Raw genomic sequence first — 25,313 nt, forward strand, 5'->3', positions numbered from 1 at the left:
GCTTTGTTCATGGCACCGGCTCCGTTATACAAAATGTATAACACGCCTCTTCGGCCCGTTCAACAAATGTATTACACCGCCCCTGACCTTATCAGCCCCCCTGTTTCGCCCGCCTGATCCCCTCCAGCAGCATCTCCAGCCCCGTCTCAAACGTCGCCTGAAAGTACGCCGGCTGAAAGTACGGCGCCGCCGCCGCGAGGTGCTTGAAGTCCGCGCCGATCGTCTCGTCGGACACCGGCTCTGCCGCCGACGGTCCCTTGGCGTAGCCGGCGGTTTCATCCAGCGCCGCGCCGGTCAGATAATAGCCGATCTCGCGGAAATACCGCGCGGCGTCGCCGTCGGAAAAGCCCGCCTCGCGCAGGATGCCGATGACGCCATCAATGAAGGCGACGCCAGCGCGGGTGTTGAGGCGGTGCACTGCAAAGAACGGAAAGAATTTCGGGTGCTTCAGCGCCATCGCGCGGAAGCTGTGCGCGGTTCGGCGCAGGCGTTCGGGCCAATCTCCCTCGCCCGCCGCTGCCACGCGCGCCTCGGCCAGCATCAGATCGACCAGCGCGTCCATCAGATGCGCCTTGTTCGGGAAGTGGTGATAGATGCTCATGGCCTCGCAGCCGAGTTCTTCGCCGAGCCGGCGCGTGCTGAGCGCCGGCAGCCCTTCGCGATCGACCAGGGCCAGCGCCGCCGCCGCGATCCGTTCCCGCGACAGTCCCGCCCCCGGCCTCCCTTGTTCCCTGCCCCGCCGCGCACCGGCGGGACGCTTCGGCCTTGTGCCGGGGGGCAGTTTTGGAAGCGCCTTGGGTTTCATCTTCGTGATCAAGCCGTGGCCCTCGAATCTCTTGTCACCTTACACTGGAAGGCTGTATGAGAAAAATAGACTTACACTGTAAGGCAGGAGAGATTTCATGTCGGCCATCGATATTTTCGGCCTGTTGGTGCCGGTGACCTATTTGGCCATGCTCGGGATCGAGGCGCTGTTTCCGGCGCGACAATTTCCGCCGATCCCCTATTGGCGCTTGAAAGGTTTTTGCTTCCTGACGGTGCAGGGCGTGCTCGCGACGCTGACGCCGCTGGTGATCCCCGAGCACTGGCTGGCGGCCCACCGCCTGATCAACCTGGAAGGACTCGGGGTGATCGGCGGCGCCGCGCTGGGTTACGCCGTGGTGTCGCTGGCGAGCTACGCCTGGCATCGCAGCGCCCACACGTTTGCGCCGATGTGGCGGCTATTCCACCAGATCCACCACAGCCCGCAGCGGGTCGACATGTCTGGCGCCGCGCTGTTCCATCCGCTGGAGACGGTGGCGTTTCTCCTGATCGGCGCGCTGGTGACGACGCTGGTGATCGGGCTCGATCCGGTCGCCGCCGCGCTCACCGGCTACATCGCCGCCTTCTACGGATACTTCCAGCACATGAACATCCGCACGCCGCGATGGCTCGGCTTCATCATCCAGCGGCCGGAAGCCCATTGCATCCATCACCAGCGCGACGTGCACGCCTACAATTACGGCGACCTGCCGGTCTGGGACATGCTGTTCGGCACCTTCCGCAATCCGGTGGGTTTCGAAGGCGCAGTGGGATTCGACCAGCCCGCCACCAATCGCCTCGGCGCGATGCTGGGTTTTGTCGACGTCAACGAACCTGCTGCCGGACCTGGCACGCTTGGACGTAATATCGGCCGCGGCAATTAACGCCCTATCCGACCACGAAGTCGAAACGCCCGGCCAGCCAGCCCGCGTTCTTGGCCGTGCGCACCAGCAATTCCTTGCGAAACAGGCTGTCGGAGCGGTTTTTTGACTCGCCGGGGAAATAGAGCTGGGTGGTCAGCACGCTGCCGTCACGCGGCTGCACCTTCACATGGATATGGCGCGTACGGCCGGGATAAATGCCGGGCACGATGCTGCGCAATCGATAACGTCCTTCCGCATCGGAGAACTGGTGGGCCGCGCAGGCGGAAACCGGAATTGTCGTAGCGGCCCTTGTCGTCGGCCTGCCAGAAATCCAGCAAGGCGCCGGCGAGCGGTTTGCAGGCGCGAGTGAGCACGAAGCCGACCAGCTCGATCGGCTGCCCTGCCATGCCCTCTTCGAACAGCTCGGTTCGCTCAGGCGACGACGGCTTGAAATACGGACCTTCGGTTTGCGGCACTGTGGCGTCGTCGCCGTCGTGGCATGCGGGCGTCGGGGCAAGCGGGGCCTGAGCCACGCTGCCATCGACCATGAACAGCGAACCGGCGGCGAAGACTCCCGCTCCAAGTACAACGCGCCGCGTCGGGGTGTCGATCATGGGCACTCCCCTCCTGTCGTCACCGTCATCATGGCGGGCGACGGCGGCTGAAATTGTGTCCGCGCCCATCACAAATCCGTTTCGTGGCCGCGGGGCGCCGGCGCCCCGTCAGCCCATCTCTTCCAATTCGTCGATCATGCCGGCAATCACCGACAACCCGCCGTCCCAGAATTTGGGATCCTTGGCATCCAGCCCGAACGGCTTGAGCAGTTCGGAATAGTGCTTGGTGCCACCGGCTGCGAGCATGGCGAGATAGCGCTCGGCAAAACCCTCCGAGGCATTCTCGTAGACCGCATAGAGCGAATTCACCAGGCAATCGCCAAACGCGTAGGCGTAAACGTAGAACGGCGAATGGATGAAGTGCGGAATGTACATCCAGAAATTTTCGTATCCGGGACGGATGTCGATGGCCGGCCCGAGGCTTTCGCCCTGCACGCTGAGCCAGATTTCGCCGATCCGCGCGGCAGTCAATTCGCCGTTCTTGCGCTCGGTGTGCACGGCGCGCTCGAACGAATAGAACGCGATCTGCCGCACCACGGTGTTGATCATGTCCTCGACCTTGCCGGCGAGCAGCGCCTGGCGCTGCTTGGCGTTCCTGGTCTGCGACAATAGCCGCTTGAAGGTCAGCATTTCACCGAACACGCTGGCCGTCTCGGCGAGCGTCAGCGGCGTCGGCGCCATCAGCGCACCATTTTTGGCCGCCAGCACCTGGTGCACGCCATGGCCGAGCTCATGCGCGAGCGTCATCACGTCGCGCGGCTTGCCCTGGTAGTTCATCAGCACGTAAGGGTGCGCCGACGGCGTGGTCGGGTGCGAGAACGCGCCCGGCGCCTTGCCTGGCCGCACCGGCGCATCGATCCAGCGATCGGTGAAGAAGCGTTCCGCAATCGCCGCCATCTCGGCGGAGAAACCGCGATACGCCGTCAGCACCATCTTCTGCGCCTCGGGCCAGGCGATGGTGCCGGTGGCCGCAAACGGCAGCGGCGCATTGCGGTCCCAATGCGCGAGCTTCTTCTTTTTGAACCAGCCGGCCTTCAGATTGTAATAGCGATGCGAGAGCCGCGGATAGGCCGCACGAACCGAACCGACCAGGGCATCGACGACCTCGCGCTCGACGCGGTTGTTCAGGTGGCGCGAATCCGCGACATCCTGAAAGCCACGCCAACGGTCGGAAATTTCCTTGTCCTTGGCGAGCGTGTTGGTGATGAGCGCGAAGGTCCGCTCATTGTCCTTGAAGGTCTTGGCCAGCGCTTGCCCTGCGGCCTTGCGCTTTTCCGGCGCGCGGTCCTGCAGCAGATTGAGCGTCGGCTCGATCGCGAGTTCCTTGGCCCCGACCTTGAAGCGCAGGCCGGAGATGGTCTGGTCGAACAGCCGGTTCCAGGCGGCATAGCCGCTCTGGGATTTTTCGTGAAACAACTGCTCGACGCGATCTTCGAGCTGGTACGGCTTGTCCTTGCGCAGATCCTCGATCCACGGCCGGTAATGGGCCAAGTCCTGGGTCTGCATCGCACGCTCGATCACGGCGTCGTCGATGCGGTTGAGCTCAAGCCCGAAGAACAGCAAATGTACCGAGGCCGCCGTCAGCCGCTCGGAGACGTCGCCATAGAACTTGGAAATCGCCGGATCGACGCTGTCGCCGGCATGAACGAGGCCGGCATAGGAGCCGAGCCGGCCGGCGAGATCGTCGATCGCCTCGTAGCGCCTGACGGCCTCGGCAAGCCAGCTTCCGCCGTCGTCGCGGGCAACGTTTTCCGCGAGCTTGCCCTTGTAATCCGTTTCGAACGCTGTGCAGTCGGCATCCATCTTCTGCAGATCGCGCGCGATTTCAGACGCGCCGATACCGGAATAAAGATCGGCGAGGTTCCATTCCGGCAGCTTGCCGGTTTTGGATTTGGCGGTGGCCGCCTTGCTGCCCGTGGCTGATTTGCGGGACGTCTTGCCGGCTCGGGAGGTCGCAGATTTCACGCTCATGACACTTTCAAAATTGGGAGGTGATCAGGAAATGGCTTGGAGATCAGGCGAAAGCCGCAAGCTGCGGTACGAACTGGACGAACAGCTCTTCGCCCTCGACCAGCAGCGACTCGACCTTTTCGTGGATCGAACTGCGGACAGCACACCACAACGTGATCGCACGTACCATCAGCCACGACGTCGACGGGACCGCGGCCTTCGCATGCAGCGCCACGAGCTCGAGATTCCGATGCTCGAACAGCAGCCGGCCCGAGCCGTCTTCCAGGATGTAACGTCCGTCGATCCGCGACACGCACAACTCGCAGGCCTGTTCCGGCTGCGGACCCAGCAGATAGAACTGGACGTCGCCCTTCTCCGTCATGCCGGTTTCCCATTCGCGTCCGGTCCCCGGCGCCATCGCTGCGCCGAGCGCCGCGACAAGGGTGTTGAGTTCCTTTTCGCTCCATTCGCCGCTGTCTTGTTTGCGCTCGAACGCAACCACGCTCATTTGCTTTCCGCTCCGAACAGCAACCGGTACATTTCCGGCTCGTAGTACATTAACAGATGCCTGGCGAAGGCGGCCTGTTCAAGGCCCAACTCCCGGGCCCACGCGCCCATAATTTCGGTTGGAACACGGCTGAACCCGTTCTCGACCTGCGAGATGAACGTGTAATATTTCAAGCCGAGGCGCGCCGCGAGATCGGCCTGCGACAATTGGGCATCCGCCCTTCGCTGCTTCAGCCAATCCCCAGCCAGTTTGCGCAATTGTTTGGCGTCCGGCGCGGCCTTGGCCGGCGGCCGTTCAGTGAAAACATCTTGATGTTTTACTCGTTTCATGATTACTAAACTAGCTAAATTGAATTGCTGGATAGGTCATGATCCCTACCACAATTCCAGCTCGCGAATAAGAAATCCGATGGCCTTCCTGGACCGCAGTCACATTGTCCTAACGAGCGACCGAGCCATCGGGGCGCGGGGCAAAGAGCTGTTCGCGGGCATCCTGCTGGTGGCACTGATCGCGACGCTGGGAATCCGGAACGTGGTGCCGACAGACGCGCTGGCGCCCGCTGTTGTCACCCTTCTGTTTGCGGTCGGCGCCGTGGCGGCCGCCTTCGCCCTGGTCTGCCGGCGCGATCGATTCCGCATCGCCTGGCTCGACCTTGCCGGCAGCCTCACTTTCATCGGTGTCGTCCTGTCCGTTTTGATCGAGCCCGATCAACTCATCAGGCTGTGCGGCGTTTCGGATCAATCTGAATAAGGAATCCTCTTCGGCGCAGTTTGACTGCGTCTTCGACTGTGTGCGTCCAAGCCCGGGCCCCTCTGGCAGTTCGAACGAACTGCGATGTCGGATTGGACCTTGAACGGAGTGGCCCGCATGCTGGAATTATTCTCCTCGCAATCCCTCACAGCCCTTTTTCAGGTCGTGATGATCGACCTGGTGCTCGCCGGCGATAACGCGATCGTTATCGGCCTTGCCGCCGCGGGCCTTCCCGAAGAGCAGCGCAAAAAGGCGATATTGGTCGGCATCCTCGCCGCCACGGCGCTCCGCATCGGCTTTGCCAGCATCACGGTCCAACTGCTGCAGATCATAGGACTGCTGCTTGCCGGCGGCATTCTGCTGCTTTGGGTATGCTGGAAGATGTGGCGCGAACTGCAGGCGTCGCACACACAACATCAGGCGAAGTTTCAGAATCTGTCGGCCGCGAGGACCATGGATGCCGCCGGCACCGCCGGTCATCAGAAGACCCGTCATCAGAAGACGCTTGGCCAGGCCGTATGGCAGATCACGATCGCTGACGTCTCGATGTCGCTGGACAATGTGCTGGCGGTCGCGGGTGCCGCGCGTGAGCACCCGGTCATCCTGATATTCGGTCTTGGATTATCCATTGCGCTGATGGGCTTCGCCGCCAGCTTCATTGCGCGGCTTTTGGAAAAGCACCGCTGGATCGCCTATGTCGGCCTCCTGATCATCCTCTATGTGGCATTCGACATGTGCTACCGCGGCGCACTGGAGGTGTGGCGGGACGTCAATGTTTAGCCGAGATCCCAACGTTTAAGAGAACGTTAATCGGCATCGGCGAAATTGCCCCGATTCGATACAATTCAGTAGCGTGCGGGGAAAACCATGGCTGCCACCATTTTGATTGCCGACGACGACGCCGTGCAGCGCCGTTTGGTTGAAAACATGGTGCAGAAATGCGGTTACGAGCCCCTCGTCGTCGATAGCGGCGATGCAGCCGTGGCCCTGCTGACCGCGCCGGATGCGCAGCCGATCGATGCGGTGGTGCTCGACCTCGTGATGCCCGGCCTCGACGGCCTCGGCGTGCTTTCAAAAATGCGTGAAGCAGGCCTGAGCATCCCCGTCATCGTGCAGACCGCCCATGGCGGCATCGACAATGTGGTTTCGGCGATGCGCGCCGGCGCGCAGGATTTCGTGGTCAAGCCGGCGAGCTTCGAACGGTTGCAGGTGTCGCTGCGCAACGCGCTCAACACCTCGGCGCTCAAGGGCGAACTGCAGCGCATCCGCCATAGCCGCGAGGGCCGGCTGACCTTTGCCGACGTCATCACCCGCAGCGAAACCATGGCGGCCGTGCTGCGCACCGCGCAGAAGGCGGCGAGCTCGAGCATTCCGGTGCTGGTCGAGGGCGAGTCCGGCGTCGGCAAGGAATTGTTCGCCCGCGCCATCCACGGTTCCAGCGAACGCAAGTCAAAACCCTTCGTCGCAGTCAATTGCGGCGCTATCCCCGACAATCTCGTGGAATCGATCCTGTTCGGTCACGAGAAGGGCGCCTTCACCGGCGCCACCGAACGCCACATGGGCAAGTTCGTCGAAGCTTCCGGCGGCACGCTGTTTCTCGACGAGGTCGGCGAGTTGCCGCTGGCGGCGCAGGTAAAGCTCTTGCGCGCGCTGCAGGAAGGCACTGTCGAGGCGGTCGGCGGCCGCAAGCCGGTGAAGGTCGACGTCCGCATCATTTCCGCGACCAACCGCAAACTGCTCGACCTCGTGAAGGGCGGCGCGTTCCGCGAGGACCTGTTCTACCGGCTGCACGTGCTGCCGTTGACGATCCCGCCGCTACGCATGCGGCGCGAAGACATCCCGCATCTGCTCCGGCATTTCCTGGCGCGCTTTGCCGCCGAGGAAAACCGCACCATCACCGGCATCAGCGGAGAGGCCGTGGCCCATCTCGCGCAGCTCGACTGGCCCGGTAACATCCGCCAGCTCGAGAACACGGTCTATCGCGCCGTCGTCATGAGCGAGACCGACCTGCTTGGGCTGTCTGATTTCCCGCAAATCCTCGGCCATGCCGCAACCGATGGCCAGCTCGCGCACAGCGAACCGCTGGTCGTTGCGCCGTCAACGGCGCCCGCGATGGTTTCGGGTAGTGATATACCGATTGCTCCGCTCGCCAATGCCGGCAGCCTTGCGATGCTGACCGCCACCGGCGAGGTGCGGCCGCTCGAAGACATGGAAAACGAGATCATCCGTTTTGCGATCTCGCATTATCGCGGTCAGATGTCGGAAGTCGCGCGGCGGCTCAAGATCGGCCGCTCCACGCTCTACCGCAAGCTCGACGAGGCTGCCGCGAACGACCCGGCCGAAGGGGACGCGGACTGAGCGGACGCGGCGGGCGATTATGGCGCCCGCATGGCAAAGATCGTGGCAAACCAACGACATCGGTGGTTCGGAAGCTTTTGAACCGTGGCTTGGCGGTGACAGACAAAAGGCGGGGAGCGTGGCAAAACCATCCAACCCGAATGCAAACGGGTAGTTTGAGGTCAGTTTGTCGTGAGTTGTCCCGCATGGCGCTGGCTGCATGAGAGGGGCATATGTATCGTCTGCTGTATCGTCTGCGTTTGAACCGTGGCGTGCAGGCGTACGACTGAGAAACCGATCGAGCCGGCGCTTCCCGCGCAAGCCGTGACGAGCAATACCTAACGACTGTTCCATGCCGGGGCAGTTCGCCCAAGGGGGTGTGACGATGCGTGACTGTTCGACGAATCGTGCAGGATTTGACCGCGTGCTGATGGCCGTCGCGGCAACCTTCCTCACGGTGTCCGCGACCTCTGCACTGGCGGCCCAGTCGACCACGCCGCGCGCCAGCGCTGCCGAGCTCGCGATCGACGCAGCAGTCCCCCGCCCCGAACCGGCGAACGTTCCGCCTCCCACCGTCGGCGACTTCAAGATGGACACCACCGCCACGGTGCCTGACGCAGCAAAGGCGGTCGCGAAACCGAACGAGCCCGATGCGACCGCAAAGGCAGCCGAGCCCAAAACCGACGCCAAGCCGGCAGAGACCGTCACCGCACCTGCGGCTAACGATGCTGCAACCGCCACGCCTCCGGCTGCGACAGCCACCGCGCCCGCCGCCGAACCCGCCAAGGAGCCGGTGAAGGTGAGCACCGTCGCCCCGGCCGACCAGCCGGTCGCCGACCGCCTGCGCGACATGATCGGCGCCAAATCGCTGCGCTATTTCGACCGCAAGAACGAGCGCGCTGCCGTCGAGAAGTTCTACTCGGCGCGCGACTATGCGCCGCAATGGACGCAAGCCGGCAAATTGACCGATAGCGGCAAGGGCGTGATCGCCCGTTTGAAGGATGCCGCCTCCGAGGGCCTCAACGCGGCCGACTATCCGGTGCCGGATTTTGCCGCCGCCGCTTCGCCGGACCAGCTTGCCGAAGCCGAACTGAAACTGACCGCGAGCATGCTCGACTATGCACGACAGGCCCAGAGCGGCCGGATGCACTGGTCGCAGGTTTCCGCCGACATCCAATATCCCGAACACCCGACCGATCCGGCGGAAGTGCTCGCCAATATCTCGACTGCCAAGGACGCTTCGGCGGCGCTCGACGGCTACAACCCGCCACACAAGCTCTACAAGGAGCTGAAAGCCAAGCTCGCCGAGCTGCGCGGCCAGGGCGACGGACCGATGATCCACATCGCCGAGGGTCCGGCGCTGGCTTACAAGGCTGCGACCAAGAAGCTGGGTGAGGTCGCGCCGGAAGATCCGCGTGTGCCGCAACTGCGCGCCAAGCTCGGCATCGCCGACCATCCCGACAGCACGCATTACGACGCCAAGGTCGCATCCGCCGTGCGCAAATTCCAGGAGGGCGTCGATCTGAAGCCGACCGGCGTGCTCGACGACCGCACGGTGAAGGCGATCAACAGCCCGAAGCGCGACCGGCAGATCGACACCGTCATCGTCAACATGGAGCGCTGGCGCTGGCTGCCGCGCCAGCTCGGCGCAGCCTCGCTCGGCAACGCCTACGTAATCCTCAACATCCCCGACTTCACGCTTAGGGTGATGCAGAACGGCGCCCCGGTCTGGACCACCCGCGTGGTGACCGGAAAACCCGGACAGCACGCCACGCCGCTTCTGACGGAAACGATGAAGTTCATCACCGTCAATCCGACGTGGAACGTGCCGCCCTCGATCATCTACAACGAATATCTGCCGGCCCTGCAGCAGGACCCGACCGTGCTGCAGCGCATGGGACTGAAGCTCGAGCGCAACCGCGACGGCAGCATCCATATTTCGCAACCGCCGGGCGAGGCCAATGCGCTCGGCCGCATCCGCTTCAACTTCCCGAACAAGTTCCTGGTCTATCAGCACGACACCCCGGACAAGCATCTGTTCGCCCGGGACGAGCGCGCCTTCAGCCATGGCTGCATGCGGGTGCAGAATCCGGATCAATACGCCTCGACGCTGCTCAACATCGTGATGCCGAACGAGCGCTACACACCGGAAAAGATCCGCAGCATGTACGGCCGCAGCGAGATCGACCTGAAATTCCCGACGCCGCTGCCGGTCAACATCACCTACCAGACCGCTTTCGTGGACGACGCCGGCAAGCTGCAGATCCGCAAGGACGTCTATGGCCGCGACGCCGTGATGGTCAATTTGCTCAAGAACAGCCGCAGCAAGGACCTGGAAGCCATGGTTGCCCATGCGCAGCCGAACTATTCACGCCCGTCCGGCTCGAGCCTGCCGGCCGGCGTCAACTTCGCCAGCGACAATACCTATTCCTCCGGCCCCTCCTTCTTCGAGCGCCTGTTCGGCGGCCCGTCGACCGTAACGCCGCCGGCTCCGGTCGGCCGGCGTCCGCAGCAGCGGTTCACCAGGTAATCCGGAAGACTACTGCCCGAGGACAAAATTTCTGAACGAAATCAACAATCTCTCCTTCCTGGAGAGATTGTTTACGTTAACCATTATCCCTCTCGAAGCTGACACCCGGCACTTTTTCGCCACAGTCCACGCGTTAGGTTAAAGCCTAGTTGGGGGCGGGATGGTAAACATCGGTTAACCTTCCCGCTTTAAGAAAGCGTTCACCCTCTTTTGCCGGGGTCTGCAGAAGAACACCGTGAACGCTCGTCGATTGGGTGGGCTTTATTCGTGCTGGTTGGTCTCGCGCGCCAATACAATTTGCTTGCTCTGCCAAAGGCCGGATATCGGATCGGCCTGACTTCGCTGTTGCTGCTCGCCGGAGCAGGCTCGGTGCATGACGCGACGGCGCTGAACGAAACCCGCACGCTCTCCTTCCACCACACCCATTCCGACGAAGACCTCACCGTCACCTTCAAGCGCGACGGCCGCTACGACGAAGAGGCACTGAAGAAGATCAATCACTTCCTCCGTGACTGGCGCAGCCAGGACTCCACCACGATGGATCGGCATCTGTTCGACATCATCTGGGAAGTCTACCGCGACGTCGACGGCAAGAAGCCGATCCAGATCATCTCCGCCTACCGCTCCCCCGCCACCAACGCCATGCTGCGCCGCCGTTCTTCCGGCGTGGCGCGCTTCAGCCAGCACATGCTCGGCCACGCGATGGACTTCTACATCCCGGACGTGCCGCTGGAGCAGATCCGCGCCGCGGGGCTCCGCCTGCAGCGCGGCGGCGTCGGCTTCTACCCGACCTCGGGATCGCCCTTCGTCCATCTCGACACCGGCAGCGTCCGCCACTGGCCGCGCATGACCCACGATCAACTCGCCAGGGTGTTCCCGGATGGACGTACCGTCCACCTGCCCTCCAATGGCGGTCCGATGAAGGGCTATGAGCTCGCCCGCGCCGACATCGAGCGCCGCGGAAATGGCAGCGACGCCGCCACCGTCGGCAAGATGCCGAACCTGTTCGCGGCGCTGTTCAAGGGCGGCAAGTCGAACGACGAGGATGACGAGGGCGCCAGCGTTCCCGCCAAGCCCGAGAAACCCGCTCCGGCCAGCGTGACGACTGCGAAATCCGCCGATCCGGTTCCGACGCCGCGCGCAAAGCCGGTCGGCTCGACCATTCAGCTAGCCTCGGCCGACGCACAGATCGTGTCGGCGGCCAAAGCCAAGCCCGAGTCCAGGCCTGAAGCGAACCAGGCTGCGCAGGCTTCCGCCGAGCCGAAGCCGCAGACGCCGGCCGATATCATCAATTCCCGCGGCTTCTGGGACGACATACCGACGGCGGCGAACCAGGCTACCCCAGCCCAGGTCGCAGCGCTGCGCGCACGCCAGGCGCTCGCCGCCGCCACCGATCCGCAGCCGACCGCCAGCGTCACCGAATCGTTCAACAGGGCGATGGCCTACGCGCCGGCCGCCTCCTCGCCGGTCGATCGCGCCAACGTCGTCGCCGCCTCCGCGCCGGTCCCGCCGCGTCCCGCCCGTCCGGCGCGCAATGCCGGCACCGCCGCGACCGAAATCAATACCGTGGTCGCCAAGGGACCGCAGGGTGGCGCGCAGGGTCAGGACAGCGTGGTTGCGACCTCGACCCGTCTCGCCGCCGCCCAAGGCAACAGCATCTGGATGCGGGTGGTAATGCTGGCGCCGAGCGCGAGCAATGCAATGTCGACGACCGTGCTCGGCGACACCGAGATGACCCAGATGCGCAGCCACTTCGTCAAGCCGCAGGCCGCGATCGCCATGACCTTCTCGGACGATCCGATGATGGGCATGACCTGCGATCGCTTCACGGGATCGGCGACCGCGCAACTGCCGACGCAGTCGTTCGTGATGCGCACCGCAGCGCTGCACTAGGCGCTCGTCGTCATTACCCGGCTTGACCCGGCAATCCATCCCCCTCGTATGAGTCTTTCTGAAGTTTGATGGATACGCGGGTCACGTAGCGCGAAAGACGCGCTTCGCGCTTTTGCCCGCGTATGACATCATGAGGCACCTCACAGCATCCCAAGCGCCTGCATGTAGGTCTCCAAAATGGTTTCCTGCTCGGCGCGCTCATTGGCATCCTGCTTACGCATCCGCACGATGGTGCGCAGCGCCTTGACGTCAAAACCGTTGCCCTTGGCTTCGGCATAGACGTCACGGATGTCGTCGGAGATCGTCTTCTTTTCTTCTTCCAGACGCTCGATGCGCTCGATGATGGCCTTGAGCTGGTCTTTGGCGAATTTTGTCGCGGGCTCGTCCTGGACGGCGGCGGCGGAGGTGGCCATCGGGTACTCCTGAATGGAACTGAAGGTGGTGCTGAAAGATCAAGCGCCGCACGCGTTACCGCACGGCGCTTTTTTCAGGATTGACCCTCAAGATCGGGGGCCCTTGCGTCAAGGAAACATCGCGCTCATCCACAGCGCGCCCACAGGAGATGCGTCTCTCCCCTCGTCATGCCCGGGCTTGTCCCGGGCATCCACGTCTTAACGACGTCGCGGCAAGGAAGACGTGGATGGCCGGGTCAAGCCCGGCCATGACGAACAAGGGGCGAGAACGAAATCAATGCCCGCTCTGGGCCTTCTTCATCGCCGCTAACTGCTCGGGCGTGGCAGTACCCTGATGTTTCGCCTTCCACTCCTCATAGGGCATGCCGTAGACCGCCTCGCGGCTCTCGTCCTTGCTGACGGCGACCCCCTTGGCGTCGGCCTCTTCCTTCATCCAGTTGGACAGGCAGTTGCGGCAGAAGCCGGCCAGATTCATCAAATCGATGTTCTGGACGTCGGTCCGGGCGCGCAGGTGGCTGACCAGGCGCCGGAAAACGGCGGCTTCCAGTTCCGTTCTGGTTTTGTCGTCGATTGTCATGGTCTTGGGGTCCTGCGTCATATGGGGCAGAGCACATTCAGGTGGGAATTGTCACAGATTTTGCCATATCTGCGCGCAAAAGTTGGTATCGCACGTGGCGTCCCGGTTTCCCATAGCGCGGGAAAGGCGTGCCCGGCCGTTGACAGGTCCCGCCGGGTCACGCGAAATCGTCAATGATTTGATATAGCTTCGCTGCATGACCGGAAAAGATTCTCGCCGCTTGTCCCCCCTCCCCGCACGCATGACCGCCGGCCTGATGCCGATACTCGCGTTGGCGGCGGCTTGCCTGTGGAACAGTCCGGCGGCGGCCGATTTCCGGCTCTGCAACAACACTTCCAGCCGGGTCGGCATTGCGCTGGGCTACAAGGACGCCGAGGGCTGGACCACCGAAGGCTGGTGGAACGTATCATCGCGCAGTTGCGAGACGCTGCTGCGCGGAACTCTTGTCGCGCGTTACTATTACATCTACGCGCTCGACTATGACCGCGGCGGCGAATGGTCGGGACAGGCCTTCATGTGTTCGCGTGACAAGGAATTCACCATCAAGGGTACCGAGAATTGCCTGGCGCGCGGCTACGACCGCACCGGGTTCTTCGAGGTCGACACAGGCGAACAGCGAGCGTGGACCGTGCAACTGACCGAAGCCAACGAGCAACCCGCGCAGCGCGTGCCGGGAATTCCGGGAACAATGGGACCCGGCGGCCCCGGCGGGGTTCCCGGCCTGTCCAATCCGCCGAGCGGACCGGGTCTGTCGCCGCCAGCCCCGGCGCCCAAGCAATGAGACGGCTCCGTCGCATCAAGATTCTCGCAACCCTCGGCCCGGCATCGTCAGACAGCGCGATGATCCGGAAGCTGTTCGAGGCCGGTGCGGACGTATTCCGCATCAACATGAGCCACACGCCACACGACAAGATGCGCGAACTGGTCTCGACCATCCGCAATGTCGAGAGCAGCTACGGCCGCCCGATCGGCATCCTGGTCGACCTGCAGGGACCGAAGCTGCGGCTCGGCGCCTTCGCCGAAGGCTCGACCCAGCTCAAGAACGGCCAGAGCTTTGTGCTCGATTCCGACAAGACACCGGGCGACAACAACCGCGTGCAGTTGCCGCATCCGGAAATCCTCGCCGCCCTTCGGCCGGGCCATGCGCTGCTGCTCGACGACGGCAAGGTGCGCCTGATCGCCGAGGAAACCTCGCCCGAGCGCGCGGTGACGCGGGTGGTGATCGGCGGCAAGATGTCTGATCGCAAGGGCGTCAGCCTGCCCGATACGGATTTGCCGGTATCGGCGATGACGCCGAAGGATCGCGCCGACCTTGAAGCCGCACTTGTGACCGGGGTCGACTGGATCGCGCTCTCCTTCGTGCAGCGCGCCGAGGACGTCAACGAAGCCAAGCGGATGATTCGCGGCCGCGCCGCCGTGATGGCCAAGATCGAGAAGCCGCAGGCGATCGACCGGCTCGCCGAAATCATCGACGCTTCCGACGCGCTGATGGTGGCGCGCGGCGATCTCGGCGTCGAACTGCCGCTGGAGCGGGTGCCGAGCCTGCAGAAACAAATGACGCGGATGGCGCGCCGTGCCGGCAAGCCGGTGGTGATCGCGACGCAAATGCTTGAATCGATGATCCAGGCGCCGGTGCCGACGCGTGCGGAGGTCTCCGACGTCGCCACCGCCGTCTATGAAGGCGCCGACGCCATCATGCTGTCGGCGGAGTCCGCCGCCGGCAAATTCCCGGTCGAGGCGGTCTCGACCATGAATCGCATCGGCGAGGAAGTGGAGCGCGACCCGACCTATCGCACGGTGCTGACGGCGCAGCGCTCTGAACCGGAAAATACGGTCGGTGATGCGATTGCCGACGCCGCGCGGCAGATCGCCGAGACGCTGGAATTGTCGGCGATCATCTGCTGGACCTCGTCGGGCTCGACCGCGATCCGCGTGGCGCGCGAGCGGCCGAAGCTGCCGGTGGTGGCGATCACGCCTAACCTCGCGACGGGCCGCAAATTGTCCGTCGTCTGGGGCGTGCATTGCGTGGTGGCCGAAGACGCCCACGACCAGGACGACATGGTCGATCGCGCCGGCTCCATTGCTTTTCGTGACGGCTTCGCCAAGGCCGGCCAGCGCGTGATCATCGTCGCCGGCGTGCCGCTCGGCATCCCCGGCACCACCAACATGGTGCGCATCGCCAATGTCGAGCCGGAGGGCGCGGCGGAGAAGTGACGGCGTAGTCGTCATTCCGGGGCGCGGGCGCGACCCCGGAAATGACGACGCCAGTTACTGCAGCGTCGCGTCCAGCGTGATTTTCGTATTCAGCAGTTTCGACACCGGGCAGCCGGCCTTGGCCTTGCCTGCAAGCCCCTCGAACGTCGCCTTGTCCGCGCCCGGGATCTTCGCGTTCAGCGTCAGATGGACCGAGGTGATCGCAAAACCATCGCCCTGCTTTTCCAGCGTGACGTCGGCCTTGGTTTCCATGTGCTCGGCGGTGAGCTTGGCTTCGCCCAAAATCAGCGACAGCGCCATCGTGAAGCAGGCGGCGTGCGCGGCGCCGATCAATTCTTCCGGATTGGAGCCCGCCTTACCCTCGAAGCGGCTGGCGAAGCCGTAAGGATAATCGTTCAGCGCGCCGCTCTTGGTCGAAATCGCGCCCTTGCCGTCCTTGATGCCGCCCTGCCATTTGGCGGATCCTGATGTCGTCGTCATCGCATGCTCCTGATCAGGGTTGAACCCGTCGATAAGCCGCAGCGTGGCAAATGGTTGCGACAAAGGCGTGGCGCAAACAGGAGAGAAATTTCTAAGCCCCGACCAGCGCTTTCGCCGGCAGCACCGCCTGCACGACGAGGCCGCGGGCGCGGGCATCCATCACGCCGACGGCGCGCAGCGCCAACAACGTGACCGTTTGCACGGCGTCGCGCAGCTTCGCGGAATCGTCCAGGTTCTCGGGCGCCAGCGGGCCGACCAGCGATTCATGCAGCGCGCCGAGCAGCGCAGTCGCGGCGAGCGCCGTATCCTGCGCCGGCAGATGGCCTGCGCGCACCGCAGCGTCGATTCTGGCGGCTATCTCGCCGGAGATTTCGCGGCGGCTGGCGAGCCGCGACACGGAGACGTCGACATCGACAGGTTCGGCCAGAATGCCCCAGGCGAGCTTGCGCTGCGACAGCACATGCACGGCAACGGTAGTGACGGCGGCGGCAAGCGCCGAGGACGGCCCTGGAGCTGCATCCGCCGCGCGGCGGATCGCGGCCAGTTCGTCGCGCGACACTTCGGCGATCAGTTCGGAAATCAGCTCAGCCTTGGAGGGGAAGTAACGGTAGACGGTGCCGGCCGCGACATTGGCGCGGACCGCAACCGGGGCGATTTGCACCGCCGCCATGCCGCCCTCGGCCGCAGCGTCCCGCGCCGCCGCCAGGATGGCGCTACGCCGCGCCGCCAGCCGCTTTACGACCTGATGGGTTCGCCGATAGACCATGGCGCGTCTTCCGTCCCCAGCGCGCCCTCGAGCCCCGTGGAGCCTGCCAGAACGCGCACACCTTCAACACTTTGAGCGATAAGCACACTCACCGCTTTGAAGAAGTGAACAACTATTCACGCCTGATGACAAGACGATTTCAAGACTTTCCGAACCGTTAACAGGATCGCAACGGCGATCCGCTAGCTTGCCGAAAGGGCAGCCTCCGATTGTGCGCTCGGCCCTGAATGCGGCCATCGCGGGATGCCGTGCGGCTTCGACGAGAACCGAGCTATCCGGAGACCATTCCATTGCGGCGTAAAGTGGCGTTCCTGCTGGGTGGGGTGCTGATCGGCACGATCGGCTATAAGCTCGTGACCCCCGCCACTCCCCACACCGATTTTTCCGCAATTGAGCCGCCAGCACGAAACGAGCGGCCGTGCGGCCCCATATCCGGCAGGACAGCCATCATCGTCGTGCACGGCCAGAGCAACGCGGCCAACTTCGGAAGCGCGCGACACTCAGCGCGTGAAGCCGTCGACAATTTCGATCCCGCGACCGGCAAATGCTTCGCCGCAGTCGATCCCTTGCTCGGCACCGATGGCATCGGCGGGAGCTTTGCAACGCGTCTCGGCGACATCCTGATCCAGGCCGGACGCTACGATCGCGTGATTCTCGTCCCCCTTGCCAAGGGCGGCGCTTCGCTCTCTTTCCTGAACAACGAGGGAGCGGTTCTGATCACCAATGGCATCTCGAAGCTGAAGGCAGCCGGACTGACGCCGACGCATATTCTGTTTCAGCAGGGGGAAACGGATGCGGTATCGACGACGACTGCCGAAGAATATGCTTCGCTGTTGCATCAGTTGGCGAAGCGATTTCGCGCGGCCGGTTTCGATGCGCCTTTCTATCTGTCACGTAGCACAAAATGCAACTACGTTGGGCTGAACAACACCGCTGCGGTACGTGCCGGTCAACTATCCGCGGTCAATGAAGCCCTGAACATCCGCCCTGGGCCCGACACCGACACGATTGGAAATGAGGGCCGCAGTCCTGACGGCTGCCACATGAACGAGGCCGGCACGCTTGCGAATGCCGCCCTGTGGGCGGCGTTCATCCGATAGCGCGCGGTGATTAAAAGCGCGCGATAGCGCCGCCATCGCCTCGCGCCGTTCACGCCCCTGCCGCGACGAGTTTTGGCGCCGGCTCATGCTGCCACCACGATCCGGCGCGGCGCAGGATCAGCGTGGACAAGACCAGCGTGGCGCCAAGGCCGGTCGGAATACCCGTGAAGATGTAGCAGCCGATGAGAGCGACGACGGCGCCGAGCACCGGAAGCTCGTAGGTGTGAAAACCGGTCTTCAATCCGATGCGAACCAGGAAGGCGATCGGGATCGCCAACACCATCATGTCGTACATGAACAGATAGGGCGTGGTCAGCAGCGCACCGGCGGCGAGCGCTGCGGCCTTCAACGTGTAGGGCACGCGGCTTCGCCACATCAGCGCCAGCACCACCGCCACGGAGGCGGTGAGAACCCACTGGAATGCCCAGCCAAGCGGCTCACTGCCGCCGAAGTAACGCACCAGCGAGAAGATACTTTGCATCTTCCACCATGGGGCCTTGCCTTCGGTCAGGAAGGCTTGCGAGAATTTCGGCATCCAGTGGAAGAACGCCAGCCAGCTCTCGATACCGAAGGCAAGCCAGGAAGCGGTGGCCAGCACCACCGCCGTTACGCCGGCGCTGATGAACACGCGCCAATGCCCGGCTGCGATCAGCATGATGGGAAACAGCAGCCCGTATTGCGGCTTGTACGTCAAAAGCCCGAGACAGATGCCCGCCAGTACCGGCCGCATCGGAATCAGATAGAGCGTGCCGCCGATCAGCGCCGCGGTGAGGAATCCGTTCTGCCCGACCAGCGCATTGATGAACGCCATCGGAATGGCGAGCGCAAGCAGATAGCCGAAGTTGCGGCCGACGATCGCGCGCATCGCGACAAGGAAGGGCAGGAAGCTGACCACGACCCAGCCGATAAACGCGACCTGATAGGGAAGCTGCGCCAGCATGGATGCGACGAACAGGAATGGCGGCGGATAGTGCCAGGCAAAATAGCCGACAAAACCCTGGCCAAGTTTTGCGACCTCGACCTGCTTCTGGATGTCCCAGTCATAGGCCTGAGCCGGGACACCATCGAGCACCAGGCGGCCGGCCGCCCAGACGTTGATGAAATCGGTCGGGATGCCGAGCCCGTTCGGATCGTAAACCCACCAGTGTGAGAAATACGCCGACAGGCAAAGGCTCACGTTCGCAACCGCCAGCACTAAGCAGACCCTGACGAGCCACGCGGGAATTGCGGTTTGCTCCGGTGCGGGCTTGAAGGTGGAGTGAGAGGCGGCCATGCGACATCCTTGCTCGGGCGCCTGTCCCAAAGCGCACGCCCCTAAAGCAATAGACCGGGCCGAATTGAGGAAATCTTAAGTTTTAGCGCAGCAACGGCTGGATTTTATGTCGTCCCTGCGAACCGCAGGGACCCATACCGCGTGATCCATCAATGATGGCACCCAAAGGAGACGCCTACCCTAAATCATCAACAACGGCGGTTATGGGTCCCTGCGTTCGCAGGGACGACATTGTCGAGGGAGCCCCCCTACTCCCAGCTCAGCGCGCCGCCGTTCTGGTACTCGATCACCCGCGTCTCGAAGAAATTCTTCTCCTTCTTCAGGTCCATCGCCTCCGACATCCAGGGAAACGGATTTTCGGTCTCATTGAACAGCCGCGCCAGCCCGAGCTGCGCGCAGCGGCGATTGGCGATGAAGTGCATGTAGCTCTCGCATAGCGCCGCATTCAGGCCGAGGAAGCCGCGCGGCATGGTATCCCGCCCGTAGGCCGCTTCCAGCTCCGCCGCCTCGCGCACCATGGCGCGGACTTCGTCCTGAAACGCCTTGGTCCACAGATGCGGATTCTCGATCTTGATCTGGTTGATGACATCGATGCCGAAGTTCAGGTGAATCGATTCATCGCGCAGGATGTACTGGTACTGCTCGGCGATGCCGACCATCTTGTTGCGGCGGCCGAGCGAGAGGATCTGCGCAAACCCTGTATAGAACCACATGCCCTCGAAGATGACGTAGAAGGCGACGAGATCGCGCAGGAACGCCTGGTCGGCCTCCGGCGTCCCGGTCCTGAAATCGGGATCGTCGAGATGCTGGGTATGCTTCAGCGCCCACGCCGCCTTGTCGGTGATCGACGGCACCTCGCGGTACATGTTGAACAGCTCACCCTCGTCGAGGCCGAGGCTTTCGACGATGTACTGGAAAGTGTGGGTGTGAACGGCCTCCTCGAAGGACTGCCGCAACAGATACTGCCGGCACTCCGGATTGGTCAGGTGGCGGTAGATCGCCAGCACGATGTTGTTGGCGACGAGGCTTTCGGAAGCCGCGAAGAAGCCGAGGTTGCGCTTGATGGCGCGGCGTTCATCCTCTGTAAGGCCGTCGCGCGATTTCCACAGCGCGATGTCGGCCTGCATCGAGACTTCGGTCGGCATCCAGTGATTGTTGCAGCCGGCGAGGTATTTCTCCCATGCCCATTTGTATTTCAGCGGCAGCAGTTGATTGACGTCGGCGCGGCAGTTGATCATGCGCTTGTCGTCCACGGATACCCTGCCGCCGCTGCGGTCGATGGCGCCGAGGCCGGTTTGATCGGCCGCAACAGTGGTTTGCGCCACCAAGGGAGGCGGCATCCGGCGCACGGGCGCAGCGGGTTCTGACCAGTCGAGCATTGTCGGTTTCCTTCTTTTCTTGTCTGCTTACTGGCAGGCTTCGCATTCGGGATTGTCGATGGAGCACGCCACCGCGCCGGACAGGTCAGGCGCCGTGATGGCGGACGGGACGATGATCGGCCCAGCGGCCGACAGCGCGGGCGCGGCCGCAACGGCGTTGAGCTTGCCGTCGGTGCCCCGGAGCGTGGATTTTTCGACATGCGTCGCGCTGCGCGAGCGCAGGTAGTAGGTGGTCTTCAGCCCGCGCGCCCAGGCCAGCCGATAGAGCGCATCGAGCTTCTTGCCGCTGGGATTGGCGATATAGAGGTTGAGCGACTGCGACTGGTCGATCCATTTCTGCCGCCGCGAGGCCGCCTCGATCAGCCAGGCGCTGTCGATCTCAAACGCAGTGGCATAGAGCGCCTTGAGGTCGTCGGGAATGCGATCGATGGCGCCAACGCTGCCGTCGAAATATTTGAGGTCGTTGACCATCACCTCGTCCCACAGCCCACGCGCCTTGAGGTCGCGCACCAGAAACTCGTTCACCACGGTGAAGTCGCCGGACATGTTGGATTTGACGTAGAGGTTCTGGTAGGCGGGCTCGATCGACTGCGCCACGCCGCAGATGTTGGAAATCGTCGCCGTCGGCGCGATCGCCATCACGTTCGAATTGCGCATACCTGATGATTTGACGCGCTCGCGCAAGTGATCCCAGTCGAGCGCCATGCCGCGATCCATCGCGAGACCGCCGCGGGCTTCCGCCAGCAGTTCGATTGAATCGATCGGCAGAATGCCCCGGCTCCACAGCGAGCCATCGAACGACGGATAGCGCCCGCGCTCGGCCGCCAGATCGACCGAGGCCGAGATCGCGTAGTAGGAGATCATCTCCATGCTGGTATCGGCGAAGGCAACCGCCGCATCGGAAGCTATCGCGATCCGCAACGCCTGCAGCGCATCCTGGAAGCCCATCAGCCCAAGACCGACCGGGCGGTGCCGCAGGTTCGAGCGGCGTGCTTCCGGGATGGTGTAGAAATTGATGTCGATGACGTTGTCGAGCATCCGCATCGCAATGGCCACGCTGCGCTGCAGCCGCGGTTCATCCAGCCGCCCGTCCCGCACATGGTTGAGCAGATTGATCGAGCCGAGATTGCACACGGCCGTCTCGTCGTCGGAGGTATTGAGCGTGATTTCCGTGCAGAGGTTCGAGGAATGGATCACGCCGGCATGGCGCTGCGGGGAGCGCAGATTGCAGGGATCCTTGAACGTGATCCAGGGATGCCCGGTCTCGAACAGCATCGTCAGCATCTTGCGCCACAAATCCGTGGCGCGAACCTGCTTGAACACGCGGATCTCGCCGCGAGCCGCCTTTGCCTCATAGGCCGCATAGCGCTCGGCGAAGGGCTGGCCGTAGAGGTCGTGCAGATCGGGCGTCTCGTCCGGCGAGAACAGCGTCCATTCGCCATCGGCCTCGACGCGCTGCATGAACAGGTCAGGCACCCAGTTCGCGGTGTTCATGTCATGGGTACGGCGGCGATCGTCGCCGGTGTTCTTGCGCAGGTCGAGGAATTCCTCGATGTCGATATGCCAGGTCTCGAGATAGGCGCAGACCGCCCCCTTGCGCTTTCCGCCCTGGTTGACCGCGATCGCGGTGTCGTTGGCCACTTTAAGGAACGGCACCACGCCCTGGCTCTCGCCATTGGTGCCCTTGATGTGGGCGCCGAGCCCGCGCACGCGGGTCCAGTCGTTGCCGAGCCCACCGGAATATTTCGCCAGCAGCGCGTTGTCCTTGACCGACTTGAAGATGCCGTCGAGATCGTCGGCAACGGTGGTGAGGAAGCATGACGACAATTGCGGCCGCAGCGTTCCCGAATTGAACAGCGTCGGCGTCGACGCCATGAAGTCGAACGACGACAGCAGATCGTAAAACTCGATGGCGCGCGCCTCGCGGTCGATCTCGCGCAGCGCAAGGCCCATGGCAACGCGCATGAAGAACGCCTGCGGCAGTTCGATGCGGTTGCCGCGCTCATGAAGGAAATAGCGGTCGTAGAGCGTTTGCAGCCCCAAAAACTGAAACGCCAGATCGCGTTCCGGCTTCAGCGCTGCGGCGAGCTTCTTCAGGTCGAACCGCGCCAGATCGGGATCGAGCAATTCGACCTTGATGCCGGTCTTGATGTAGGCCGGGAAGTATTCGCCGTAGTGCACGGCCATGTCGGCCTGCGACGCGCTGGTCGGCGCACCAAGCACGAACGAAAGCACCTCGGTGCGCAGCTTGTCGAGCAATAGCCGCGCGCTGACATAGGCGTAGTCCGGCTCCTGCTCCACCAGCGTACGTGCGGCCATCACCGATGCCAGCGCCAGCTCGCCCTCGCCGATACCGTCGTAGAGATTGCGCTGCGTCTCGGTGAGCACGGCAGCGCCGCTGACGCCGTCGAGACCGGCGCAGGCTTCCTCGATGATAAGCGTCAGGCGCGCGATATCGAGCGGAACCTGAACGCCGCTCGCCAGCGTGACACGCAGCGCAGGCTCCCCCGACAGCTTGGCGGCATTGGCCGCTTCCTGCCCGGCGCGTTGTCGGGTGCGCTCCTCGCGATAAAGCACATAGGCGCGCGCGACCTTATGGTGCTCGCTGCGCATCAAGGCCAGTTCGACCTGGTCCTGCACATCCTCGATATGAAAGGTGCGGCCCTCGCTCATCCGGCGCGACAAGGCGCCTACGACTTCGGCGGTCAGTTGCTCGACGATTTCATGCACACGGCGTGAGGCGGCCGCGCCATGCCCCTCGACCGCGAGAAACGCCTTGGTCATGGCGACCGAAATCTTGCTGGCATCGAATTTCGAAACCGTGCCGTTACGGCGGATCACCTGCATCGACAGCGCACCTTCCGGCGAAGCTGACGATTCGGTACGCAACGCGAGAAAGGGAGCGGCTTTGGCTTCGGGAGAAACGAGTTGAGAAGATTGCGACATCGGCAGACCCCGTAGTGTTGTTGGGACTGGATGTCTTGAGGCGACGCTGCATTAAATTCCCGGCGCAAGGCACCGGCATGATTCTGCGAGCGACCGCCGGGACACCCCGCCCGTGGACGTTTTTTGGTGTCGCGGCAGGTCTCCTGGCTCGCAGGTCAGCGTCGTGCCCGGTCTTCCCAATGCGTGGCCGCATCAGTGACGTGAAATCGGGAACGACTCACTGCTTACAGTTGCGGGGGCAGCGCCGGATTCTCGCGCATTCGCGCGATACACCGGCTTCCCTCTTAGCCACCAGCTGTTGAGGTCTGGCGGACCGTGACATCTACATGTGGTAATATTCGCGAGGGAGTGTCAATGGGCCGTTAAGATCAATGCCCGCTATTCAAGAAAAAATTATCCGGCCGGTGGATGAGAAGCACGGGAACCTGATTCTTGCTTGGCTTGAAAGCCGTTTTCCCCGATATCCCGGCCGCTTCAGCTCATGACGTGGCATAGGGCGCGAATCGGGATCGCGTCTCGTCGATTCGAAGGGCCCGGCCAACCGGTGGAAACGCGCGTTGCGGACAATCCGGCCGTTCGCAAACCTTGCAGCCCATGCCGATCGGCGTCGCCAGCGACGGATCGATCTTGAGGCCCTGCGAATAGACGATTCGCTCCGCATGGCGAACATCGCATCCGAGCGCAACCGCAAACGTCTTGGCGGGCGCGCCGTACCCTCCTCGGCCGTGCGACACCGTCCGGGCAACCCAGAGATAGGTTCGCTCATCTGGCATCCGCGCCAGCTGCGTCAGGATACGCCCCGGGCTGGCGAAGGCCTCATAAACGTTCCACAGCGGACACGTCCCGCCGACCCGCGAAAAATGGAAATCGGTCGCCGACTGGCGTTTTGATATGTTTCCGGCGCGATCGACGCGAATGAAGAAGAACGGCACGCCCCGCGCATTGTGACGCTGCAGGGTGCTCAGCCGGTGACAGATCGTTTCAAAGCCCACGCCGAACCGGTGACTGAGCAGTTCGATGTCGTAACGGCACCGCTCCGCCTCGTCGAGGAAAACGGAGTAAGGCAAGATCAGCGCACCGGCGAAATAGTTTGCGAGTCCGATGCGGGCGAGACCGCGCGCTTCGTCGCTGGTGAACTTTGCCTTGTCGACGATCGACCGTATCGCCTCGTCCAGCTCCAGAATAGCGATCTGCGTCGCGAGCTGAAACGCCTGCTGGCCCGGATCAAGGCTCGGCGACAGCCGCAACGTTCGCGTGCGGCCATCGAACAGGCGCTGCGTTCCCGATCCCAGTTGGTCGATCGCGTCGATCAGGACAGTCACGCCATGCCGGCTTTCGAGATACGACACCAGGCCCGGCGTCATCCGTCCGATCGGCAATTCCATCCGGCCGGCGATCGCTTCCGCGGCATCGTCAAGCTCGGCAATGTGGTTGTGCTGCACGTAGAAGAAGTCGCGGACTTCCTCGAACGGCGTGGACGGCAGCACCGCCGCCGCGGCCTGGCGGTCCTCGCCGAGCCGCGCGGAAATGGCCGCATATTGCTCGGCGGCGTGGCGGTATTTGCGGTTGAGATTGACCAGCGCGCGCCCGACTGCGGGCATGTTCTGCGCGAGTTCGCGAAGCTCGGCGATTGCGATCGACTCTCCCAGTGAAGGGTCCGCCAGCGCTTCGCGCAAGTCCGAGATCAGGCGCGCTTCGTCGCCCTCGGCGAATGACTGCACGTCAAGGCCGAACACCGAATTTAGCGCCAGCAGCACCGGCACGGTGAGCGGACGCTGATTGTTTTCCAGTTGGTTGAGGTAGCTGAGCGAGATCCCGAGTTTGCCGGCAAGCGCCGCCTGCGTCAGCTGCTGCTCCTCACGCAGTCTTTTCAACCGCACGCCCATGAAGGTCTTTTTCATCGCATCACCTTCGCAAAC

Annotated in this window: 23 protein-coding genes and 1 riboswitch; of the genes, 9 read left to right on the plus strand and 14 right to left on the minus strand. The window is 63.2% G+C overall.

What is annotated here, in order from left to right; all coding sequences use genetic code 11:
- Positions 1-91 precede the first annotated feature (91 nt).
- Positions 92-817, minus strand: coding sequence for a TetR/AcrR family transcriptional regulator (locus tag V1293_RS18285; RefSeq protein ID WP_334511258.1), 726 nt, complete (start codon positions 815-817; stop codon positions 92-94).
- A gap of 85 nt (positions 818-902) precedes the next feature.
- Here V1293_RS18285 and V1293_RS18290 point away from each other — a divergent pair, with 85 nt between their 5' ends.
- Complete coding sequence (locus V1293_RS18290; RefSeq protein ID WP_334511259.1) at positions 903-1,685, plus strand: sterol desaturase family protein; 783 nt, start codon at positions 903-905, stop codon at positions 1,683-1,685.
- Positions 1,686-1,689: 4 nt separating this feature from the next.
- Here the strand turns inward: V1293_RS18290 and V1293_RS18295 are convergent, their stop codons facing one another.
- The 5 genes from V1293_RS18295 to V1293_RS18315 form a co-directional block, all read right to left on the minus strand.
- The gene (locus V1293_RS18295; protein WP_334511260.1) at positions 1,690-1,851 is read right to left on the minus strand and encodes a hypothetical protein; all 162 of its coding nucleotides are present in this window, start codon (positions 1,849-1,851) and stop codon (positions 1,690-1,692) included.
- A complete protein-coding gene (locus V1293_RS18300) occupies positions 1,832-2,278 on the minus strand; it encodes a dioxygenase family protein (RefSeq protein ID WP_334511261.1) in 447 nt (148 codons plus the stop codon). Before V1293_RS18300 ends, V1293_RS18295 begins: the two co-directional genes overlap by 20 nt.
- A 108-nt stretch (positions 2,279-2,386) precedes the next feature.
- Positions 2,387-4,249 (minus strand): M3 family oligoendopeptidase, encoded by a 1,863-nt coding sequence (locus V1293_RS18305; protein WP_334511262.1) that lies wholly within the window; start codon positions 4,247-4,249, stop codon positions 2,387-2,389.
- Between the two features lie 43 nt (positions 4,250-4,292).
- Positions 4,293-4,736 carry a hypothetical protein gene (locus V1293_RS18310; protein ID WP_334511263.1) on the minus strand — a complete coding sequence of 148 codons (444 nt, stop codon included), beginning with the start codon at positions 4,734-4,736 and terminating at the stop codon, positions 4,293-4,295.
- Positions 4,733-5,065: a helix-turn-helix domain-containing protein gene (locus V1293_RS18315; RefSeq protein ID WP_334511264.1), complete on the minus strand. Its 333-nt coding sequence runs from the start codon at positions 5,063-5,065 to the stop codon at positions 4,733-4,735. Before V1293_RS18315 ends, V1293_RS18310 begins: the two co-directional genes overlap by 4 nt.
- 79 nt (positions 5,066-5,144) lie before the next feature.
- On the opposite strand from V1293_RS18315, the gene V1293_RS18320 reads away from it, so the two are divergent.
- From V1293_RS18320 to V1293_RS18340, 5 genes are all read left to right on the plus strand, one after another.
- Positions 5,145-5,486, plus strand: coding sequence for a hypothetical protein (locus tag V1293_RS18320; protein ID WP_334511265.1), 342 nt, complete (start codon positions 5,145-5,147; stop codon positions 5,484-5,486).
- A gap of 117 nt (positions 5,487-5,603) precedes the next feature.
- Positions 5,604-6,266 carry a TerC family protein gene (locus V1293_RS18325; RefSeq protein ID WP_334511266.1) on the plus strand — a complete coding sequence of 221 codons (663 nt, stop codon included), beginning with the start codon at positions 5,604-5,606 and terminating at the stop codon, positions 6,264-6,266.
- A gap of 87 nt (positions 6,267-6,353) precedes the next feature.
- A complete protein-coding gene (locus V1293_RS18330) occupies positions 6,354-7,844 on the plus strand; it encodes a sigma-54-dependent transcriptional regulator (RefSeq protein ID WP_334511267.1) in 1,491 nt (496 codons plus the stop codon).
- A 364-nt stretch (positions 7,845-8,208) separates the two neighbouring features.
- A complete protein-coding gene (locus V1293_RS18335) occupies positions 8,209-10,353 on the plus strand; it encodes a L,D-transpeptidase family protein (protein WP_334511268.1) in 2,145 nt (714 codons plus the stop codon).
- Positions 10,354-10,620: 267 nt separating this feature from the next.
- Positions 10,621-12,246 carry a DUF882 domain-containing protein gene (locus V1293_RS18340; RefSeq protein ID WP_334511269.1) on the plus strand — a complete coding sequence of 542 codons (1,626 nt, stop codon included), beginning with the start codon at positions 10,621-10,623 and terminating at the stop codon, positions 12,244-12,246.
- A 140-nt stretch (positions 12,247-12,386) separates the two neighbouring features.
- Here the strand turns inward: V1293_RS18340 and V1293_RS18345 are convergent, their stop codons facing one another.
- Together V1293_RS18345 and V1293_RS18350 are read right to left on the minus strand one after the other, a co-directional pair.
- Positions 12,387-12,659 (minus strand): DUF2312 domain-containing protein, encoded by a 273-nt coding sequence (locus V1293_RS18345; protein ID WP_247518467.1) that lies wholly within the window; start codon positions 12,657-12,659, stop codon positions 12,387-12,389.
- 274 nt (positions 12,660-12,933) lie between these two features.
- Positions 12,934-13,236, minus strand: a complete 303-nt coding sequence (locus V1293_RS18350; RefSeq protein WP_334511270.1) for a DUF1244 domain-containing protein — start codon at positions 13,234-13,236, stop codon at positions 12,934-12,936.
- 196 nt (positions 13,237-13,432) lie between these two features.
- On the opposite strand from V1293_RS18350, the gene V1293_RS18355 reads away from it, so the two are divergent.
- A complete protein-coding gene (locus V1293_RS18355) occupies positions 13,433-14,017 on the plus strand; it encodes a DUF1036 domain-containing protein (RefSeq protein ID WP_442894252.1) in 585 nt (194 codons plus the stop codon).
- Entirely contained in the window at positions 14,014-15,450 is a 1,437-nt protein-coding gene (gene pyk, locus V1293_RS18360; RefSeq protein ID WP_334511271.1) for a pyruvate kinase, read from the plus strand. Before V1293_RS18355 ends, pyk begins: the two co-directional genes overlap by 4 nt.
- 54 nt (positions 15,451-15,504) lie before the next feature.
- On the opposite strand, the gene V1293_RS18365 is transcribed toward pyk, so the two are convergent.
- Together V1293_RS18365 and V1293_RS18370 are read right to left on the minus strand one after the other, a co-directional pair.
- Positions 15,505-15,930, minus strand: coding sequence for an OsmC family protein (locus V1293_RS18365; protein ID WP_334511272.1), 426 nt, complete (start codon positions 15,928-15,930; stop codon positions 15,505-15,507).
- 91 nt (positions 15,931-16,021) lie between these two features.
- Positions 16,022-16,696 carry a TetR/AcrR family transcriptional regulator gene (locus V1293_RS18370; protein ID WP_108514149.1) on the minus strand — a complete coding sequence of 225 codons (675 nt, stop codon included), beginning with the start codon at positions 16,694-16,696 and terminating at the stop codon, positions 16,022-16,024.
- A gap of 290 nt (positions 16,697-16,986) precedes the next feature.
- Between V1293_RS18370 and V1293_RS18375 the strand changes: the two genes are divergently transcribed.
- Positions 16,987-17,796, plus strand: a complete 810-nt coding sequence (locus tag V1293_RS18375) for a sialate O-acetylesterase (RefSeq protein WP_334511273.1) — start codon at positions 16,987-16,989, stop codon at positions 17,794-17,796.
- Between the two features lie 49 nt (positions 17,797-17,845).
- On the opposite strand, the gene V1293_RS18380 is transcribed toward V1293_RS18375, so the two are convergent.
- The 4 genes from V1293_RS18380 to V1293_RS18395 form a co-directional block, all read right to left on the minus strand.
- Positions 17,846-19,069, minus strand: a complete 1,224-nt coding sequence (locus V1293_RS18380; protein WP_334511274.1) for a glycosyltransferase family 87 protein — start codon at positions 19,067-19,069, stop codon at positions 17,846-17,848.
- 248 nt (positions 19,070-19,317) lie between these two features.
- Positions 19,318-20,448 carry a ribonucleotide-diphosphate reductase subunit beta gene (locus tag V1293_RS18385; RefSeq protein WP_334511275.1) on the minus strand — a complete coding sequence of 377 codons (1,131 nt, stop codon included), beginning with the start codon at positions 20,446-20,448 and terminating at the stop codon, positions 19,318-19,320.
- A 27-nt stretch (positions 20,449-20,475) separates the two neighbouring features.
- A complete protein-coding gene (locus V1293_RS18390) occupies positions 20,476-23,394 on the minus strand; it encodes a ribonucleoside-diphosphate reductase subunit alpha (RefSeq protein WP_334511276.1) in 2,919 nt (972 codons plus the stop codon).
- A gap of 116 nt (positions 23,395-23,510) precedes the next feature.
- Positions 23,511-23,727, minus strand: a riboswitch (cobalamin riboswitch).
- A gap of 146 nt (positions 23,728-23,873) precedes the next feature.
- Entirely contained in the window at positions 23,874-25,295 is a 1,422-nt protein-coding gene (locus V1293_RS18395) for a short-chain fatty acyl-CoA regulator family protein (protein ID WP_334511277.1), read from the minus strand.
- Positions 25,296-25,313 lie beyond the last annotated feature (18 nt).

This window comes from Bradyrhizobium sp. AZCC 1693 (assembly GCF_036924745.1).
Lineage (GTDB): Bacteria > Pseudomonadota > Alphaproteobacteria > Rhizobiales > Xanthobacteraceae > Bradyrhizobium.

Coding starts and splice junctions, on each gene's coding strand:
- V1293_RS18310 (WP_334511263.1), bottom strand. CDS start 4,736: ATGAGCGTGGTTGCGTTCGAGCGCAAACAAGACAGCGGCGAATGGAGC.
- V1293_RS18395 (WP_334511277.1), bottom strand. CDS start 25,295: ATGAAAAAGACCTTCATGGGCGTGCGGTTGAAAAGACTGCGTGAGGAG.
- V1293_RS18350 (WP_334511270.1), bottom strand. CDS start 13,236: ATGACAATCGACGACAAAACCAGAACGGAACTGGAAGCCGCCGTTTTC.
- V1293_RS18345 (WP_247518467.1), bottom strand. CDS start 12,659: ATGGCCACCTCCGCCGCCGCCGTCCAGGACGAGCCCGCGACAAAATTC.
- V1293_RS18320 (WP_334511265.1), top strand. CDS start 5,145: ATGGCCTTCCTGGACCGCAGTCACATTGTCCTAACGAGCGACCGAGCC.
- V1293_RS18330 (WP_334511267.1), top strand. CDS start 6,354: ATGGCTGCCACCATTTTGATTGCCGACGACGACGCCGTGCAGCGCCGT.
- V1293_RS18300 (WP_334511261.1), bottom strand. CDS start 2,278: ATGATCGACACCCCGACGCGGCGCGTTGTACTTGGAGCGGGAGTCTTC.
- V1293_RS18335 (WP_334511268.1), top strand. CDS start 8,209: ATGCGTGACTGTTCGACGAATCGTGCAGGATTTGACCGCGTGCTGATG.
- pyk (WP_334511271.1), top strand. CDS start 14,014: ATGAGACGGCTCCGTCGCATCAAGATTCTCGCAACCCTCGGCCCGGCA.
- V1293_RS18385 (WP_334511275.1), bottom strand. CDS start 20,448: ATGCTCGACTGGTCAGAACCCGCTGCGCCCGTGCGCCGGATGCCGCCT.
- V1293_RS18380 (WP_334511274.1), bottom strand. CDS start 19,069: ATGGCCGCCTCTCACTCCACCTTCAAGCCCGCACCGGAGCAAACCGCA.
- V1293_RS18290 (WP_334511259.1), top strand. CDS start 903: ATGTCGGCCATCGATATTTTCGGCCTGTTGGTGCCGGTGACCTATTTG.
- V1293_RS18365 (WP_334511272.1), bottom strand. CDS start 15,930: ATGACGACGACATCAGGATCCGCCAAATGGCAGGGCGGCATCAAGGAC.
- V1293_RS18315 (WP_334511264.1), bottom strand. CDS start 5,065: ATGAAACGAGTAAAACATCAAGATGTTTTCACTGAACGGCCGCCGGCC.
- V1293_RS18305 (WP_334511262.1), bottom strand. CDS start 4,249: ATGAGCGTGAAATCTGCGACCTCCCGAGCCGGCAAGACGTCCCGCAAA.
- V1293_RS18325 (WP_334511266.1), top strand. CDS start 5,604: ATGCTGGAATTATTCTCCTCGCAATCCCTCACAGCCCTTTTTCAGGTC.
- V1293_RS18370 (WP_108514149.1), bottom strand. CDS start 16,696: ATGGTCTATCGGCGAACCCATCAGGTCGTAAAGCGGCTGGCGGCGCGG.
- V1293_RS18355 (WP_442894252.1), top strand. CDS start 13,433: ATGACCGGAAAAGATTCTCGCCGCTTGTCCCCCCTCCCCGCACGCATG.
- V1293_RS18390 (WP_334511276.1), bottom strand. CDS start 23,394: ATGTCGCAATCTTCTCAACTCGTTTCTCCCGAAGCCAAAGCCGCTCCC.